Genomic DNA, 15,928 nt, shown 5'->3' with positions numbered 1-15,928 from the left:
TGTTCCTTCTTCTGTTGTTTGCGCTGCTTTTGTATTCGTAATGTCATAACCGTGATCTTCGGATTTATATCCATCCACCGGTTGCTCTTTTACTGTATACGTATAAGCAACACCGCTCGCATCATATGATTCTAAATTTGTAAATGTATATTTCCAACCATTTTCCGCTGTTACTTCTTTTGTGTCTACTACATTTCCATTTTGTAGTAAGTCTATTTTGATTGTTGCCGGACGGTCTGTTGCATTTCCGTCTTTCCACGCCTTCGTTCCTTCTACTGTCATTTTCGCTACTTTTGTATTGGTGATGTCATAACCTTTTACTTCGGATTTATATCCCGCTACAGGTTTTTCTTTTACCGTATACGTGTAAGCAACACCGTTCGCATCATATTGTGCTAAGTCTGCAAATGTATATTTCCAACTGTTTGCTGCTGTTACGTCTTGTGTTTGAATTACGTTTCCATTTTGCAATAAGTCTACTTGGATTGAGCTTGGACGATCTGTTGCATTGTTGTCATTCCAAGTTTTCGTTCCTGAAACAGATGTTTTTGCATCTTTTGTATTCGTAATGTTGTAGCCATTTACTTCCGATTTGTATCCCGCTATCGGTTTTTCTTTTACTGTATACGTATAAGTATTACCATCATTATCATATGCTGGTAGATCTGCAAACGTATAGTTCCAGTTATTCGCTGCTGATACATCTTGTGTTTTGATTGAATTTCCATTTTGCAGTAACTCTACTTGGATAGAGCCTGGGCGATCTGTTGCATTGTTGTCATTCCAAGTTTTCGTTCCTGAAACAGATGTCGTTTTCACTTTATTCGGAATAGTAAGCTTTACGCCTTTTTCAGCACTCGCATCAATTGTAAAAGGCACTTTTACTTGAGGATCAAAATCCAAATAGTTTGGACCTGCAATCTCCTGTACATAGTAATTACCTGGGTCTAAATCTGGAACCTCCACCATACCTTGTCCATCCGTTGTATACGTACCACCAATTTGCTGACCTGACTCTGTATATAAGTTAAATGAAACATTCGGTATAAATTTTGTTTCATCTCCGGCAATGTGCTTCACAATTCTTAGCGTTCCTTTAGGAGGTAAATCGCCTTGCGCACCACCGCCCTGATCGATATTGTTAACTCTAGCACTACCCGACGTTGATACAGGATTTTCATTCGTAATCTTGTAATCAACCGTATATTGATTATCAAAATATGGTTGACTCTTTCCACTTGCAGTTATAGTAGATGTATAAGAGAAAGCAAAAGTAATACCACTTGCCTTATCCTTATTCATCACAACTTTAAACGCGTTATCACCCATAAAAGTAACCGTTCCATAACCTTGGGCTTGGAATGCTTCAGGTGTCATTGGAGCGGCAAATCCTCCAATACGGAAACTATCTTGATTAAGTGTTTGTCCCGGTCCCAAAGTATCTGTCAAAACAATATCTGTATCTACATTTTGTTTTGCACCATTTATATTTAACCACCAATTTAATGTATCGGTATCTTCCGGTTTAATATTGCCCCCTTTAGAGTGCATTGATCCAGGGCTACTTCCCCCATTATTAGTTGGACCAGTAATCGTTACTTTTTGAGACTCTAAATTTGTACCTAAATCTGTATTGATTGTTTTCTTTTCTCCCGCTGCTACATCCTGAGTCGCTTCAATTTGAAAATAAAAATGCCCCCTAACATTTAGAAGTTTCTCAGCTACATCACTAAATGTACATACCACATTAGTTGTATTGATTTGACAAGTACCAAAATTTTGCCCTTGCTCATTATTCAATGGAATCGTTCCTTTGAATCCTTTTAATTCCGGGGGCAACGCTAATGTTAATGTATCTCCCGTTTTTATTTCCAATCCAGGTTTTTCACTAAAATTAACGCGTATTCTCGTCTGCTCACCGACACCTAGTTCCGTTTTATCGAATATAAAACTATCAACTAGTCCTGTTTTATTTAATTCTTGTGCATTTACTATTATAGATGTGAAATTCTGACCTATAGTAAATATAAAAATCATTATAATCGAAAAAATCGAAGTCACTCTTTTTATCATGTCATTCTCCTATAAATTATAATTAGATGGCTTCTAATATGGATATACAATGACAATGATTTAATAGGCTGATGGTATTCGGTTTCTTTCAACTGTTATAAACTAAAAAACTTGAAAATAGATTTCTATAAACGATTTTTCTTCTCTCCAATAGGCTTCAATTCTTTAATCTAACATTTATTTTACTAAGTTTACTATTTACAAATTTAATAGTTATTGATATTATTGTAACTGGTGAAGTTCCGTTTTTTATCATCCCTATCAAATCTCGAAAACTTGTATCACATCTACCATCTTATGGATAGCATAAATTTCTGATTAATAACGTTTTCATTTTAATGCTATCAGTTTATTCATACTACTTTTCATTATTTTCAGATTCGTAGCATCAGTATGTACCAATTTGATAGCACCTTTATATTGATTCACAATTTTATTTACCAGAACCTTTTGCCCCCTCCTATAGGCATTAACCCATGCTCTCATCCATAATATAAAACTATTTGGATACCAAAAATAGTTTCTGTAACTTTTGTAACTGATTTTGTAATTAAAAAAACCAAACATAAATTAATACCTCATTTGGGATAAATTCCTTATTTTATAATCCCTTCTATATACACTGAAATACTATCCTTAATTGCCTGCGCTAAACCTCTACCAAAATTTTGATTCATTTAGTAAAAATCACAAACAATTTTGTTTATTCATATTCATGTACCTCTTATATATCATTTCTTAAGTTTATAATTTAGTAGTCCTATGCTTTTTAAAAGAATGAACAGTAACGTTCACTAATTTGTGTTAGCTTATGAATTTAGAATTTTAATCTCAATCTACATGACTTATAAACTTCATGGTTAAATCTCGCTATACCAAACCTTCAATTAAACTCTCCGCATGACGACTAGATTCATAATTAATTGTAGTTGCTTATTTCTTTATTTACATAAAACCAAATTTCACATTGCTAGATCAGCACAATGTGCCTCAATTCCCCCTTTACAAATATTTGTAATAAATGTGCACTTAAGTAATTAAGGTGTCATAAGAATAACAGAATACTTACACTCTACTTTTACCAACTAATCACATCTCAGTCACCTCGCTATCTATACCCGACATAATATATAAAATAAAACAAAGAAAGAGTAGTAAGCGTAAATATCAATCAGACGTATAATAGACTGAATTTTCTATATTTTTAGTTTAAAAGAGGATCTTTTTCAGCTACTCTTTCTTTGTATTATGAGTTTAGCACTAAATATAAAGTATAACAAGACAAAAAAATTCAAATTTCGCATAATTTCGACATTTTTTTCACAAAACAATACTGGTCGTTAATTATCATGGGTTACTATATATATCCATCAACTTAAGAATTTTATGATGCTCTCAAAATAGAATTGTACATTTTCATCTTGAGAATTCATTTTTTATTTTGGGGATATTTTCTTAGCTTGATGGTAATGGAAAGTGACCCCAATTAAACTAATTCCTCCATTTCGCAGATTTGAGCAAAAACACCCAAATAATGTCTTGTTTGAAATGTTTTACTTTAAAACATTAACTTATAACGCTTCCGCTTATCTTTTCAAAAGCATAACTTCGTTTCGAAAACTTTACAACGAAACCAGAAATATATAGTATCACATCAAAAAATATAAATCTATATTGATTTTTTTTTAATAATTTATATATAATTATAATGAATATAAATTGAAAGTCAATCTCAATTAGACATGAGGGGGAGTATAGACAGGACAAAACATTTAGTAGAAAAGCAAGCCCTTGTTTCGAAATAAATGAAGTAATGCTAAATGAGGACACATGGAATAATAGCAAATCAGGAAATGTATTATGTTCTTGCTTCCATTTCTTATAGCATTTAATAACTTTTGACTTCAATCTGGCTTTGTATAAAGTTTTTTTAACTTGAGAAATGAGCACAGTTACTCCTTTGCTCACAAATTAACTGTATAGCTTCCGATACCCCATTCTTCTATTTAAAAGTTTAAATTGCATAATAATGGAACGATGCTTCTCTAGATTCTTGATATTTATGGTGAATTTGTAACAGAACCTTTAGTTACACGCAATATTTTTTAAATACAATATTTTATCATCTTAGGAGGAAACAGTATGAAAAGTTCAAAGTTTCTTTATAAAGCTCCCCTTATATTGACAATGAGTGCCGTGTTGATGGGGTGTAACACAGCAAAACAAGAACAGCCAAACAAGGATACAACTACACAAGAAAAATCTACAGAGAAAAATACGCAATGGTCATATGAAGGGCCTACTGGTCCAGAGCACTGGGGAGAATTGAAACCAGAATACAAAATGTGTTTAAATGGGCAAGAACAATCTCCGATAGATATCAAAACGGAACAAATAAAATCAACAGGTGAGGACGCTAAGCATTTGCAAATTAATTATCAACCAATATCATTTTCTATTAAAAATAATGGACATAGTATTGAGGGGAAAGCAAATAGTTCTGATGATTATCTCACGCTTGGAGAAAGTCGTTACACATTAAAACAATTCCATTTCCATACACCAAGTGAACATCAATTTGAAGGAAAACATGCAGATATGGAACTACATCTGGTCCATCAAAATGATCAAGGTCAGTTAGCGGTAGTAGGTATTATGATAAAAGAAGGACAAAAAAACGAAGGTTTTGCAGAAATGTGGGAAAATCTCCCGAACAACAAAAATTCACAAGGTGATGTGCAGCATACCATTGATGTAAAACAGCTTCTTCCTTCAGATCATTCGTCATTCCGTTACATGGGTTCTTTGACAACACCTCCTTGTACAGAAAATGTTCAATGGATTGTGATGAAACAGACAATAGAAATGTCCAAAAAACAAATTGAAACGTTTCATAAATTATTCCCAACGAATAACCGACCAGTTCAGCCGATTAATGGAAGAGAAGTATCGTAGACATAAGGAATTGTTGGAATATAAAACAAAATGGTATAGCAAACAAGTGGTTTTGGCATCTAAAACGTTCGCTTCTAGTCAACTATGTTCCAATTGTGAATATAAAAACAAAGGCGTAAAAAATCTAACCATCCGTGAGTGGGAGTGTCCTTCTTGTGGCACACATCACGATAGAGATTGAAATACAGTGCTCAATCTTAGAAACAAAGCAATTCGCTTTTTAACCATAGGAACTACGGAGATAGCCTAATGAATTAGAAACTGTTAGGTTTCTGTACTTAGGAATCTCTCACTTCAAACAGTCCGTAAGGATGTTAAGTTGTGAGTAGTTCAAGAATAATTTCGGTATACACAATAATATTATTTTTTGTACCAGAACGGAAAAAAGCTGCTGTCCTAATGGGACAACAGCTTTTTCATTATGCTACGTCTTCTTTTTGTTCCTTTTGTAGTGTACTATTTTTGTAACCGTAACTGAAGTAAACAACAAGTCCAATTACAAGCCATATTGCAAAGCCGATCCATGTTGTTGCTGGGAGTTGTAATGCTAAGTATCCACAGAATAGAACAGCTAAAGCAGGAATCCATGGTACCAAAGGTACTTTAAAAGCACGCGGTAGTTCTGGTTGTTTTTTACGTAAAATAATTACTCCAATTGATACAACGATGAATGCGAATAATGTACCGATATTTGTTAATTCTGCTAGTTTACTTAAAGGAACAAAACCAGCAAAGAAAGAAACCATAGTGGCAGTAATCCAACTATTGATAACAGGTGTTTTTGTTTTTTTATTTACGCGAGAAAATGCTTTTGGTAGTAAGCCATCGCGGCTAATTGCGTAAAATAATCGTGTTTGTCCATATAACATAACAAGTAATACAGTTGTAATTCCAGTAATCGCTCCTAAAGAAATAAAACCAGCAACCCAATCTTGTTGAATGTATTGTAGTGCAAATGCAACAGGGTTTTTCACACCTAACTGATCGTAAGGTACAATCCCAGTTAAAACTAATGAAACAACGATATATAGAATCGTACAAATTGTTAAAGAAGCAATAATGCCGATTGGCATGTTACGCTGTGGATTTTTGACTTCTTCAGCAGCTGTTGATACAGCATCAAATCCGATGTAAGCAAAGAATACAGTTGCAGCCCCAGTTGTTACGCCAGAGAAGCCGAACGGCATAAAGGGTGTCCAGTTTTCAGGCTTTACATAGAAAGCACCAACACCGATAAATAGTAAGACAACAAAAAGTTTGATAGCTACCATGATAGCGTTAAAACGCGCTGATTTTTTTGCTCCTCTTGTTAATAACAACGTCATTAGAAAAATGATACAGATTGCTGGTAAGTCTACATATGTTCCCGCTTCAGGATTATATGCGCTTGTTAAAGCCGTAGGTAATGTAATCCCAAATCCACTTAATAGACCTTGTAAATACCCTGACCAACCAGATGCAACAGCTGAGGAAGCTAATCCATATTCTAAAATTAAATCCCAACCTAAAATCCAAGCGATTAATTCTCCAAATGTTGCATAGCTATAAGTGTACGCACTACCGGATACCGGTACAGTTGATGCAAATTCAGAATAACATAAGGCTGCAAATACACAGGCTAAACCGGATAAAATAAACGACAAAACAAGTGCGGGTCCTGCGTGTTCTGCTGCGGCAACACCGGTAAGAACGAAAATCCCAGTTCCGATGATAGCGCCGACCCCGAGCATAGTAAGATCAAATGCACCGAGTTCTTTTTTTAAAGATGCTCCTTTTTGTTCTGACTGTGCTAATAATGCTGAAATAGATTTTTTTCGAAATAGATTCATATAGATACCTCACCTCTAGTTGTTTTAATATTCCGAAAAATAATTTCATTTTGTCGTATAATGTCGAATCTTTGTAATTCGTATTTTAATTCAAATAAATATTTTTGTAAATATTTATTTTCGGAAAATTGAATCTTTTAAGTGTACCTTTATTCCTTTTCACTTAATCTCTCTGTTCCAAATGTATTCCTTTAAGAGAAAGACCTATATCTCTATATAAGTCATAGGGGGATTGTTTGCATATTGACTTTAGTTTTATGTACAATAAAGGTAAAGATATAGTCTGAAACAGGAAGAGGAAAACCATGTCCAATTCATTAGTAAATTTACGTATCGATTTTGCATTTAAGCAGTTATTTGGCACAAATGGGAATGAAGATATTTTAGTTGCCTTTTTAAATGCCATATTAAAAGATTCTTTAGAATCACCTATTGTTGCCCTACAATTAGAAGATCCACATTTGCATCGAGAATATGAAGAAGATAAATTATCAATTTTAGATATTTCGGCTACATTAAATACAGGAACAAAGGTAAATGTAGAAATACAATTGAATAACAATCACGATATGATCAAACGAAGCTTATATTATTGGGGAAGGTTATACACCTCTCAATTGCAAAAAGGAATGCCTTATAGTTCACTTCATAAAACAATTACCATAAACTTGTTAAACTTTGTGATGTTTCCAGAATATGAAGCGTTTCATACAACAGGAATCCTTTGGAATCAGCAGCAACAAAAGTTATTAAGTGACGATATCGAAGTTCATATTGTAGAGATTCCAAAGTTACTACAGCAATGGCGCGAAGAGAAAGTTAATCCGTGGGAAGATTCGTTTGTTCGTTGGTTATTATTATTACCAGCGAATGAAGATGAGTATCTCACACAAACATTGGAGGACATTGCCATGAACCAAGATCCGATTTTACAAAAAGCAATGAATAAGTGGGAACGTATGAGTCAAGATTCTTCTTTCCGTCAAGCATATGAAGCAAGAGAAAAGGCCTTAATGGATGAGGCTGCAAAGTTTGCTCATGCTCGTAATGAGGGGAAAAAAGAAGGAATTCAAGAAGGGGTTCAGCAAGGAAAAATACAGATGATTAAAGGTATGCATGAACTTGGTGTACCACTTGAAACGATTGCTAAAGCCAGTAAATTAGGAATAGATGAGGTTGAACGTATTTTAGAACAAAAATAATCAACATCAAAAAAGAACCTCTTAATTTTAAAAGAGTAATCCCAACCGTTATAAAAACAACAAATTAAATTTTTACAAAAGAAAACAACCTGTATAAAAACAGGTTGTTTTCTTTTATAGGGTAAAACAAAGAAAGAGTGGAAAAAAATTCACAAACTTCTACGGCACAAGAAGTAAAATGATCGTAGAAAACTAAAAATTCTGATTTCTTACTAGATAAGGGTTTTTGTTTTCTCTTTCTTTGTTGTTATGAGTATAGCATTAAAAACGACATAATTCAACAAAAAATCTCATAATTCTTATTTTTTCGACACTATACCGTAATTCCTTTGTGAATCTTTACATATATATATATGTGTGTGTGCATATGTGCGTATAATTATATTTAAAGTCATAACTTTTAGAATTGAGGTGACCAACATGAGAAGTTTCGGTTCATTAGTAATTTCTACTATATGCTCAGTAATTCTTTTGAGACTCCCACGGCTAAAGCCGCAAGCCCTACTCCTAACGGTGTGACGGGTGGGATTCTTGAATGACTAAACGTTCGCAGTCCATTTCTGTTTTGAACAGCCTTCAAGATGAGGGCATCTCATTACCCCTCCTAAGACAGTGCATATAGCATCTTAGGCTGATTGACTATTACCATCAATCACAGGTGCATATCGAATATTCATAGCACCGACTAAATCACGATGTTTTTCAAATCCGCACTTACACTTGTATTTTCTGTCTTGTGCCTTGTTCTTTTTAGAACAGTTTGGACATGTTTGACTTGTGTATGCAGGATTTACAAACTCAACTTTAATACCTTCTAAATTCGCTTTGTATTCAATGAATTGAGATAGACGATAAAATGACCAAGTATGCAAATTCTTTTCGTTTTTACGACTTGTTCTTGTCGTCTGTCTAATGTTCGCCAATTGTTCTAAGCGAATGACAGAAATCTTATTTTCTTTAGCAAAATTTATAATTGCACGACTTATTTTATGGTCTTGGTCTTTCATATATCGCTGTTCTTTATCATCAAAATTACGAATCGCATTCAATTTCTTCGATCCACCCAATTTCTTACGTTTCGATTTAAACATACGTCTGACATATTTGTTTTGTCTGCCATTACCAAAGAATCGAGTTTTTTCATCATCCGTCACTGCCACAGCAGGAACTTTCAATCCTAAGTCTACACCCATAATTTTTGTTCCTATTTTTTCAGCGGTAGGAATGGTGACAGAAATTTGGGCAATCCATTTGTTTGATTTTTTCGTGATGCGAAGCGTGCCTAATTTGTGTTTTAACAAATCAAAATTACGGTTGTGTTTATCAATCAATAAGGCACGAACAGACACTTTCTTTGTTTTGCCATCTATCATTAAAGGTAGACGGATATAGGTGGAATCAAACGAATAGTTTTGATTGTTCCACACACAAATGGGTTTCTTTAATACTGGTATTATTTTATATTTTGCCTTCTTTACTTTTTGAAACACACTCTTAGCGTCTTTGATAGTTTGATTTTTCACTGCACTTGGAAGGTTTACAGGAACATCTTTTGTAGTCTTTTTAGTTGTTTTCTTTTCGGCAACCATTTCAGATACAAGTGCGTTGATTGTAGAGATATATTCTTTTCCCATAGCATTTAAGATGGAAGCCTGTTCTTTTGTAGGAAGTAGCTTGATTTTTACTGTTACAGTTTGGTACATTTTTCTTCACCTAAATCCTTAAGAAATCTGGCTCTTTTAAGACTTTTGTATTCGTCTAAAGTTATATCTCTCACAATTGACCACGAACCAAGCCACATCATTTCTCTGATATAACCATTCGGAATTTTAATTTGGGAAGTATCACAAGTATTTCTCTCACACAGAACAAACAAGGCTTTATTGTAGTCATCTTTATATTCTCTGTTAAATTTATGGTCTTTCATAAATTGTTCAAATCCGCAATTACTACATTTAATTTGCACCTTTCTCAGCCCCTTGTCTTTTGTTGTTCCACATATCGTTTAATAGTCGCACTCGATACATTTCCTGCGGTAGATACAAAATAGCTACGTGTCCATAAACTCGGCAAATGTTTAAGGTGAGGAAATTCCTCTCTCAATTTTTTTGAAGTCACTCCTTTGATTTTTGCCATAATATCAGCAGGACTAAATGTTGGCAGTGTGTTTAAAAACATATGTGTATGGTCTTTGTCACACTCTAAAGCGACAATGACAATTTCTAATTCGTCGCATATTTCTTGTACCAACTCTTTAAAGCGCTCTTCTACATCTGTACGAAGGAATATTTTCCTCCTATATCGAGGACAAAACACAAAATGATAGTTAACTAAGGATACGGTTGTATTTGTTCTTCTATATTCATTCATATATCAAATGTATCAGTTTGTATAACAAACTACAACAGGAAAGTATACAAAAATGAGAAAACACTTTTGTATACTTAAAGTACCACGAACCTGACGGTTTTCAGTGGCACTATCATCCCACCCCTAAAGCGGGGTGCTATCGCACCGTAGTGGGCTTTCCCGTTCGGAAAATCTGTAATCTCGAACGCCTACTCCTTCTATGATAAATTCACAACTGGAGGTACATATTATTGGGTTAGCGGCATCATAGGCATCATATTCCTTCTATTCTTTATCGCAAACATGCGAGATATCATCAATAAGAATTATAGAAATTCAACAGACTAGGAATGTATACATATGTGGAAAAAGATTCATAATTACAAGTTTCATTTAAAAGATTTGAAATTTATGCTCTGACTGTTCCTTGTCATTGGTTTCTTATATGCTTATGAATTCTTCCCAGGACTAATGTTCCACCAGGGGTTTCGCTGGCTTAAATTAATATGTACGATAATAATGATCCTGGCATTTAGGGATACTAGAAAGAAGCTTAAAAACAACGATTATAGAACCGCATAATGTAAAAGAAATCCTTTATGGGTTCCTTTTTCTACGGAAAAATCTCGGCTGAATCCCATTATAATTTTATAAAAGTATAAAATTATAAATCACCCCAAAACTTCCACCAAGACTTCTTTTTCAACCTAGCTGCCGCTATTTCTTCCTGGGCTGATACAATAGTACGTTTTGCATCTTGAATCTCTCTGACCATCTTCATAAGATTATCATCCCTTAGCTCTAACCTCTTTTCTATCCTTTCTTCACGTTCCTTCCGATCTTTCATGTCTTCCTTTATTAATTTATTTCTTTCTTTAATATCCTCTTCGATTAATTTGTTCTTTTGCTCTATACGATCACCTAGTCTCTTTTCCATTTCTAAAAGGTTAGCTTGCTGCACCTTATTAATCTCATCTATCATAGCGCTATATTGTTGCTGGAATTGATACTGCATTTGATAAGGAACTGGATCTGCCCCCTGGGATTCCTCTTTCTTATTATGGATTCCAAACTGCTTTGCAATCATTTTCGCAGCCTTTTCTAAAGTCATACCATCTTGTTTACTCAACTCTACTAACTGTTCAATAAGTACAACATCAAACTCTGTATATTCCCTTCTCCCTCGGCTATTCTTTCTTACCTCATACCCTTCACGTTCAAGGACATCCGAATACTTTCTAAGTGTGCTGCCGCTTACCCCTAAACGACCATAGACCTCATTGCTGGTATATACAATCTCTGTTTCTGACATAGCGCTACGCCACCTCCTATAAGAAAAATTCCATATTGATGGAATTTCCCCTTTTAAAATCCATCGACGAAGCTCGCACGGTCTTTGCTATGTTTTGTCGGAATAAAGGAATTTGAAAACAAATAATTTATTTTAGATTTTCACTTAAAATCTATTATCGGAATGAGTATAATGCCAAATATGAGATAAAAAAGGGGAAATACTATGAAAAAGAAAAAGGTGTGTAATGATAATAAAGTTGTTTAATTTCTACGCTATAAACACGCATAACACCGTCCGAACAATCGAACGATGTTTAGAATAATTGTTTAATTTTATTTATCCTTCTCTAATTTTTAAAAAATCAGCAACAATAAAGTTTTTTAATAAGTTAAGCATTCTTCTGCAATAGTGGAACAATTGGATGAAATTTTATTTTTTAAAATTAATTTTAAACAGTAGTTCTCCACGATAATTCTAAGTATAAATAATATTGTAGGTAGGTTTGATAACTCCATTAGAATACTGTTTCATGTCCACTAACTTTAATTTAAGACGTGGTTTTACGCTACCAAATAGAGAAATACCTTCACCAACTATAATTGGATTAACCTTTAATACTAATTGATCAATAAGTTTATGTTTAAACAACGACCCAGCCAACTCTCCGCCTCCGCACAACCAAATCTTACCATTATATTGTTTTTTAAGGTTCTTAATAAACCCTATAGCATCTCCTTTAATAAGTTCAACTTCCTCGTTTGCCTCAAACTGTATGGAGTTTGAAAATATGTAATGTTTTATGCCCTTATATCCAGGTTCACCAGGTTTAGCACCGAATTGAAATCCAAACTCATATGTTTTCCCCCCCATCAACACGGCATCGTATTCCTGAATATCTGCTAAAAAGTCCGGGACATGATCCCCCTCAAATAAAAAGAGAGAATTATTAATATTTCCTTCTATCATACCTTGATCCGCAATAAAATTGTCCAGTGAAACCGCAACATGATAAATCAATTCAGCCATTCAGTCATTCCTCCAAGATAATGAATTGCCTAATTAATTCTATGAAACCAGCTTAATTTCCTTTATGTATTAATCAAACTGCTCAGTTAACTGAATTAATTGAATGCCATCACTGACATTTTTAAATAACTTTATTGTAAATGTAACGACTTATTTGGAGATTCAACAATTTTATTATCATTTTACAATTGGATTAGCCAAAAAACTGTATAAAATCTTGCATGCTCTTAGCGTGGGTTTTTTCCGAAATGCTGGCGGTAGCCCGTCTATAACAGTAATCCTGTCACTACCCCATGTTCTACTGTTTCAATCAAATATATCGCCTTCCCGTTAATACTCCCTAAACAAAAAGAGGTTGCCCACTTTCAGGCAACCTCTTTCTCATTTCTATTCTATAAATCTATTATTAACGATAAGAAGAAACGTCATTACCTTTCCACTCATAATAGTCTAAGATACCAGCGTAAATCGCTTCTGCAGAACGTTGTCTCCATTCTGGAGAGGATAGTTTTTCACCCTCTATCCTGTTGTCAACGAATCCTAGTTCTGTTAATACAGCGGGCATTGTGTTTTCTCGAACGACATATAAGTCGCCATCTTTTACGCCTCTGTCACTTGTTCCAAGTGCATCCACAAGACGATTTTGAATTTTTTCTGCTAGCATACGACTTTCATCTACATGTGGGTTTGTTTGGCTCGTTGCAGATTTGTAATAGTATGTTTCTGTACCTTGAGCAGTTCCGTCAAAACCATTTCCATGAATACTTACAAAGATATCCCCGTTATTCGCTTGCGCAAATTCTACTCGTTTTTTTAGAGAATCTTTTGCATCTGTTCCTGGTCTTATGTCAGTATCATGTGTTAGCAATACAGTAAATGGTGTTTTTTGTTCAAATAATTTCTGTACGCGTAAGGATGTGTCTAATACAATTTTACTTTCATCCATGTCTACGCCTTCGTGTCCTGGATCCACACCGCCATGACCTGGATCAATAATAATTGCTTTTCCTTCTAAGAAGTTTGCTTGATTTAATTGATTTTTATCAATCCATTGGAAACCAGCACCTGTACGGATACGAATCCAGCTTCCATTTTCTTCAATGACTGTTACGGTTTGCGGAGCATATTTTCCCGTCACTTTAGAAGAATGTGATGCTTCTTGATATGTAGTAAAGGTTTTATCAATATACTCTGTTTTCTCTATTAATGGCGTCCATTTATCTCCTTGATCCGTTACAATTTTAATCCAGCCATCTCGCTCCTCTTTTATGGTAACAGTTTGAGGTTCATGTTGATTTGATGTAATACCTGATGATAGTGATGGCTGATGATATGTTATGAACTTTCTATCTATATACATTGTTTTCGTTTGCTGTTGACCGCCATTTTTCAACATATCAGTTTTGGCAGTAAGCTGTGCTGCTTCTACACGTTTTATAGGGGTATCCGGTTGCCAACCATTATCTGTACCGACAGAGATATTTAATTCTACTAAAATATCAGCGAACTTTTCACCCCAATGGCCTTTTAAGTCTGCAAATTTCGTAGTTAACGTTCCGTTAACGTCTTGATCCAATTTATATGTATTCACAAGCATAGCTGCCATAGCGGCACGAGTGACTTGTCCATCCGGATTAAATATACCGTTTCCTTCTCCTGCAATGAACCCTGCTTTTTCAGCAGCTGCGATATACGGAGTTGCCCAATGATTCTGTGCATCTTTAAAAGATGGTTTCGCATTTTCATTAACTTGTAACCCTAAAACTTTTGTCATGATTGTTGCCGCTTGAGCACGTGTTAATGTACCATCTGGTGCAAATGTACCATCTGGCATTCCGCTAATTACCTGTTTATCAACTAAATAATTAACTGATTCTTTTGCCCAATCAGGTACATCTGGAAATGTATTTGTTTGAGCTAACCCACTAATTGGATATGTTAATAAATTTACTGCTAAAATACCTGCTGCTACTACTCGATGCTTCATAAAAAAAGAATTCTCCTCCCAAAATCTTCTTAAAAAGAAATTACATATGAATCTCTTAAACTTTAACTTTCAGAAATTTAAAAGACGTATTCGTTACTGCCTAGGCTAGTTTATAATACCTACCCTCTATAGTAAATATCTTTAAAAAAAGATGAATATGCGAATATAACCAGGAATAAATTCACAAACATAAGGGGACCCCATCGTCATCAAGTTAAGATTTCATAATGCCCTAGAACGAACATTTTGTGTATCTCACTCGTTTTTACTGTTTTGGGTTAACTCCGTTCATTTTAGCTTTTCTTGGGGAAAAGCCTATTAATGGAGCATCTCCCTCATAATCGGATGTATACTTATAATGGTATGTACCGAAGCCGATAATGCTTGGTCCCCACATTTTTGTTGTATAGCCTGTTATTTCAGTAAATATATCTAATAATTGATATGCGTTTTTACGTTTTTTAAGATTTTTAACACTTTCAATAAATTCAATTACACTAATATTAGTTTCTTTTGTTTTAAGTTTGACATATTAAAATCACCCCTTTTTAGATATAGATTTCATAACATATATAATTGTAATATAGAGCTCATCATGCAAGTCTCTTAACTTTAAAATGCTAACCGCTTCCTTTTTTATCTTTCGGTCCATTATGGGGAATAAAGATAATTGAATCACTTAAAATCCCAGTATTACTGAATTTTTCTTATTAATATGAAATACGGTACGTGAAATTAATTCATCTCTACAGCTAAATAAAAAATAAAAGATGACTTAACATCAACCATCTTTATATAACCCAGTACCTAAAAACGCCATCCTTTCCTTTGATTCTACAGAAAGAATAGCGCTTTTTTGTTATACGGCTATAAAAAAGTTCAAATGTTCGTATTATCGCTTTTAGTAATGGCTAATTATATCATTTCCATCCACAATCAAAATATAGGAATAATTTCTTTAGCAATACACAGCAGACTTTGATTTAAGAAAATACAAATACTCTATTCCGACATCAGTGATCTTTGTACCTGCCCGCCCTCTGCCTTTTACAACAAATCCTTCACTTTCTAAAATATCCAGGCGGCGGATTTGCTGAGGGGATAAAACAAATTCTGATTCTTTGCTTTTACTTGAAAGCAAATCTCTGCTTGCCACTTTTCCTTTTTCGTTGCATTGCTTGATTACTTCCAAGTTGAACTACTCACCACTTAA

General features: G+C 34.2%; 10 protein-coding genes and 4 pseudogenes. 4 read left to right on the top strand and 10 right to left on the bottom strand.

Translation table 11 applies throughout. The annotated features are described in order from the left end of the window. Positions 1-2,073, bottom strand: a 2,073-nt coding sequence (locus COE49_RS26395) for a Cna B-type domain-containing protein (protein WP_141556646.1), incomplete at its 3' end; no start/stop codon positions are given. A gap of 2,142 nt (positions 2,074-4,215) precedes the next feature. On the opposite strand from COE49_RS26395, the gene COE49_RS26380 reads away from it, so the two are divergent. Both COE49_RS26380 and COE49_RS26375 read left to right on the top strand, forming a co-directional pair. Then, positions 4,216-5,028 (top strand): carbonic anhydrase, encoded by an 813-nt coding sequence (locus COE49_RS26380; protein WP_088233217.1) that lies wholly within the window; start codon positions 4,216-4,218, stop codon positions 5,026-5,028. A 10-nt stretch (positions 5,029-5,038) separates the two neighbouring features. Beyond that, a pseudogene (locus COE49_RS26375) lies at positions 5,039-5,278 on the top strand (zinc ribbon domain-containing protein); the annotation flags it as partial. 169 nt (positions 5,279-5,447) lie between these two features. Here COE49_RS26375 and bcaP read toward each other — a convergent pair. Then, entirely contained in the window at positions 5,448-6,857 is a 1,410-nt protein-coding gene (gene bcaP, locus COE49_RS26370; RefSeq protein WP_088233218.1) for a branched-chain amino acid transporter BcaP, read from the bottom strand. Between the two features lie 305 nt (positions 6,858-7,162). On the opposite strand from bcaP, the gene COE49_RS26365 reads away from it, so the two are divergent. Further along, complete coding sequence (locus COE49_RS26365) at positions 7,163-8,059, top strand: Rpn family recombination-promoting nuclease/putative transposase (RefSeq protein ID WP_000071773.1); 897 nt, start codon at positions 7,163-7,165, stop codon at positions 8,057-8,059. A 626-nt stretch (positions 8,060-8,685) separates the two neighbouring features. On the opposite strand, the gene COE49_RS26360 is transcribed toward COE49_RS26365, so the two are convergent. The 3 genes from COE49_RS26360 to tnpA are packed head-to-tail and all read right to left on the bottom strand — an operon-like array spanning position 8,686 to position 10,429. Continuing rightward, positions 8,686-9,762, bottom strand: coding sequence for an RNA-guided endonuclease InsQ/TnpB family protein (locus tag COE49_RS26360; RefSeq protein ID WP_088233219.1), 1,077 nt, complete (start codon positions 9,760-9,762; stop codon positions 8,686-8,688). Continuing rightward, positions 9,747-10,025 carry a hypothetical protein gene (locus COE49_RS26355; RefSeq protein WP_240522905.1) on the bottom strand — a complete coding sequence of 93 codons (279 nt, stop codon included), beginning with the start codon at positions 10,023-10,025 and terminating at the stop codon, positions 9,747-9,749. Before COE49_RS26355 ends, COE49_RS26360 begins: the two co-directional genes overlap by 16 nt. 5 nt (positions 10,026-10,030) lie before the next feature. Next, positions 10,031-10,429 carry an IS200/IS605 family transposase gene (gene tnpA, locus COE49_RS26350; RefSeq protein ID WP_002187450.1) on the bottom strand — a complete coding sequence of 133 codons (399 nt, stop codon included), beginning with the start codon at positions 10,427-10,429 and terminating at the stop codon, positions 10,031-10,033. Between the two features lie 339 nt (positions 10,430-10,768). Here tnpA and COE49_RS28200 point away from each other — a divergent pair. Further along, positions 10,769-10,990, top strand: a pseudogene (locus tag COE49_RS28200) (hypothetical protein). Between the two features lie 82 nt (positions 10,991-11,072). On the opposite strand, the gene COE49_RS26340 reads toward COE49_RS28200, so the two are convergent. The 5 genes and pseudogenes from COE49_RS26340 to COE49_RS26320 all read right to left on the bottom strand — a co-directional run. Next, positions 11,073-11,720 (bottom strand): DUF3967 domain-containing protein, encoded by a 648-nt coding sequence (locus COE49_RS26340; RefSeq protein WP_088233220.1) that lies wholly within the window; start codon positions 11,718-11,720, stop codon positions 11,073-11,075. A gap of 456 nt (positions 11,721-12,176) precedes the next feature. Next, positions 12,177-12,728, bottom strand: coding sequence for a dihydrofolate reductase family protein (locus tag COE49_RS26335; protein ID WP_003202991.1), 552 nt, complete (start codon positions 12,726-12,728; stop codon positions 12,177-12,179). Between the two features lie 406 nt (positions 12,729-13,134). After that, positions 13,135-14,715 (bottom strand): N-acetylmuramoyl-L-alanine amidase, encoded by a 1,581-nt coding sequence (locus COE49_RS26330; RefSeq protein WP_088233221.1) that lies wholly within the window; start codon positions 14,713-14,715, stop codon positions 13,135-13,137. 286 nt (positions 14,716-15,001) lie between these two features. Further along, positions 15,002-15,217 (bottom strand): annotated as a pseudogene (locus COE49_RS28195) (DUF1801 domain-containing protein); the annotation flags it as partial. A gap of 456 nt (positions 15,218-15,673) precedes the next feature. Beyond that, positions 15,674-15,913, bottom strand: a pseudogene (locus COE49_RS26320) (Fis family transcriptional regulator); the annotation flags it as partial. Positions 15,914-15,928 lie beyond the last annotated feature (15 nt).

This window comes from Bacillus sp. AFS029637, assembly GCF_002584985.1.
GTDB lineage: Bacteria > Bacillota > Bacilli > Bacillales > Bacillaceae_G > Bacillus_A.
The sequence above is the reverse complement of the archived record's forward strand: the minus strand, read 5'-3'. Positions and strand labels throughout refer to the sequence as shown.

What these genes read in the sequence shown, in the direction of transcription:
- COE49_RS26365 (WP_000071773.1), top strand. Translation starts at nt 7,163, where the DNA reads ATGTCCAATTCATTAGTAAATTTACGTATCGATTTTGCATTTAAGCAG.
- bcaP (WP_088233218.1), bottom strand. Translation starts at nt 6,857, where the DNA reads ATGAATCTATTTCGAAAAAAATCTATTTCAGCATTATTAGCACAGTCA.
- COE49_RS26380 (WP_088233217.1), top strand. Translation starts at nt 4,216, where the DNA reads ATGAAAAGTTCAAAGTTTCTTTATAAAGCTCCCCTTATATTGACAATG.
- tnpA (WP_002187450.1), bottom strand. Translation starts at nt 10,429, where the DNA reads ATGAATGAATATAGAAGAACAAATACAACCGTATCCTTAGTTAACTAT.
- COE49_RS26335 (WP_003202991.1), bottom strand. Translation starts at nt 12,728, where the DNA reads ATGGCTGAATTGATTTATCATGTTGCGGTTTCACTGGACAATTTTATT.
- COE49_RS26330 (WP_088233221.1), bottom strand. Translation starts at nt 14,715, where the DNA reads ATGAAGCATCGAGTAGTAGCAGCAGGTATTTTAGCAGTAAATTTATTA.
- COE49_RS26360 (WP_088233219.1), bottom strand. Translation starts at nt 9,762, where the DNA reads ATGTACCAAACTGTAACAGTAAAAATCAAGCTACTTCCTACAAAAGAA.
- COE49_RS26340 (WP_088233220.1), bottom strand. Translation starts at nt 11,720, where the DNA reads ATGTCAGAAACAGAGATTGTATATACCAGCAATGAGGTCTATGGTCGT.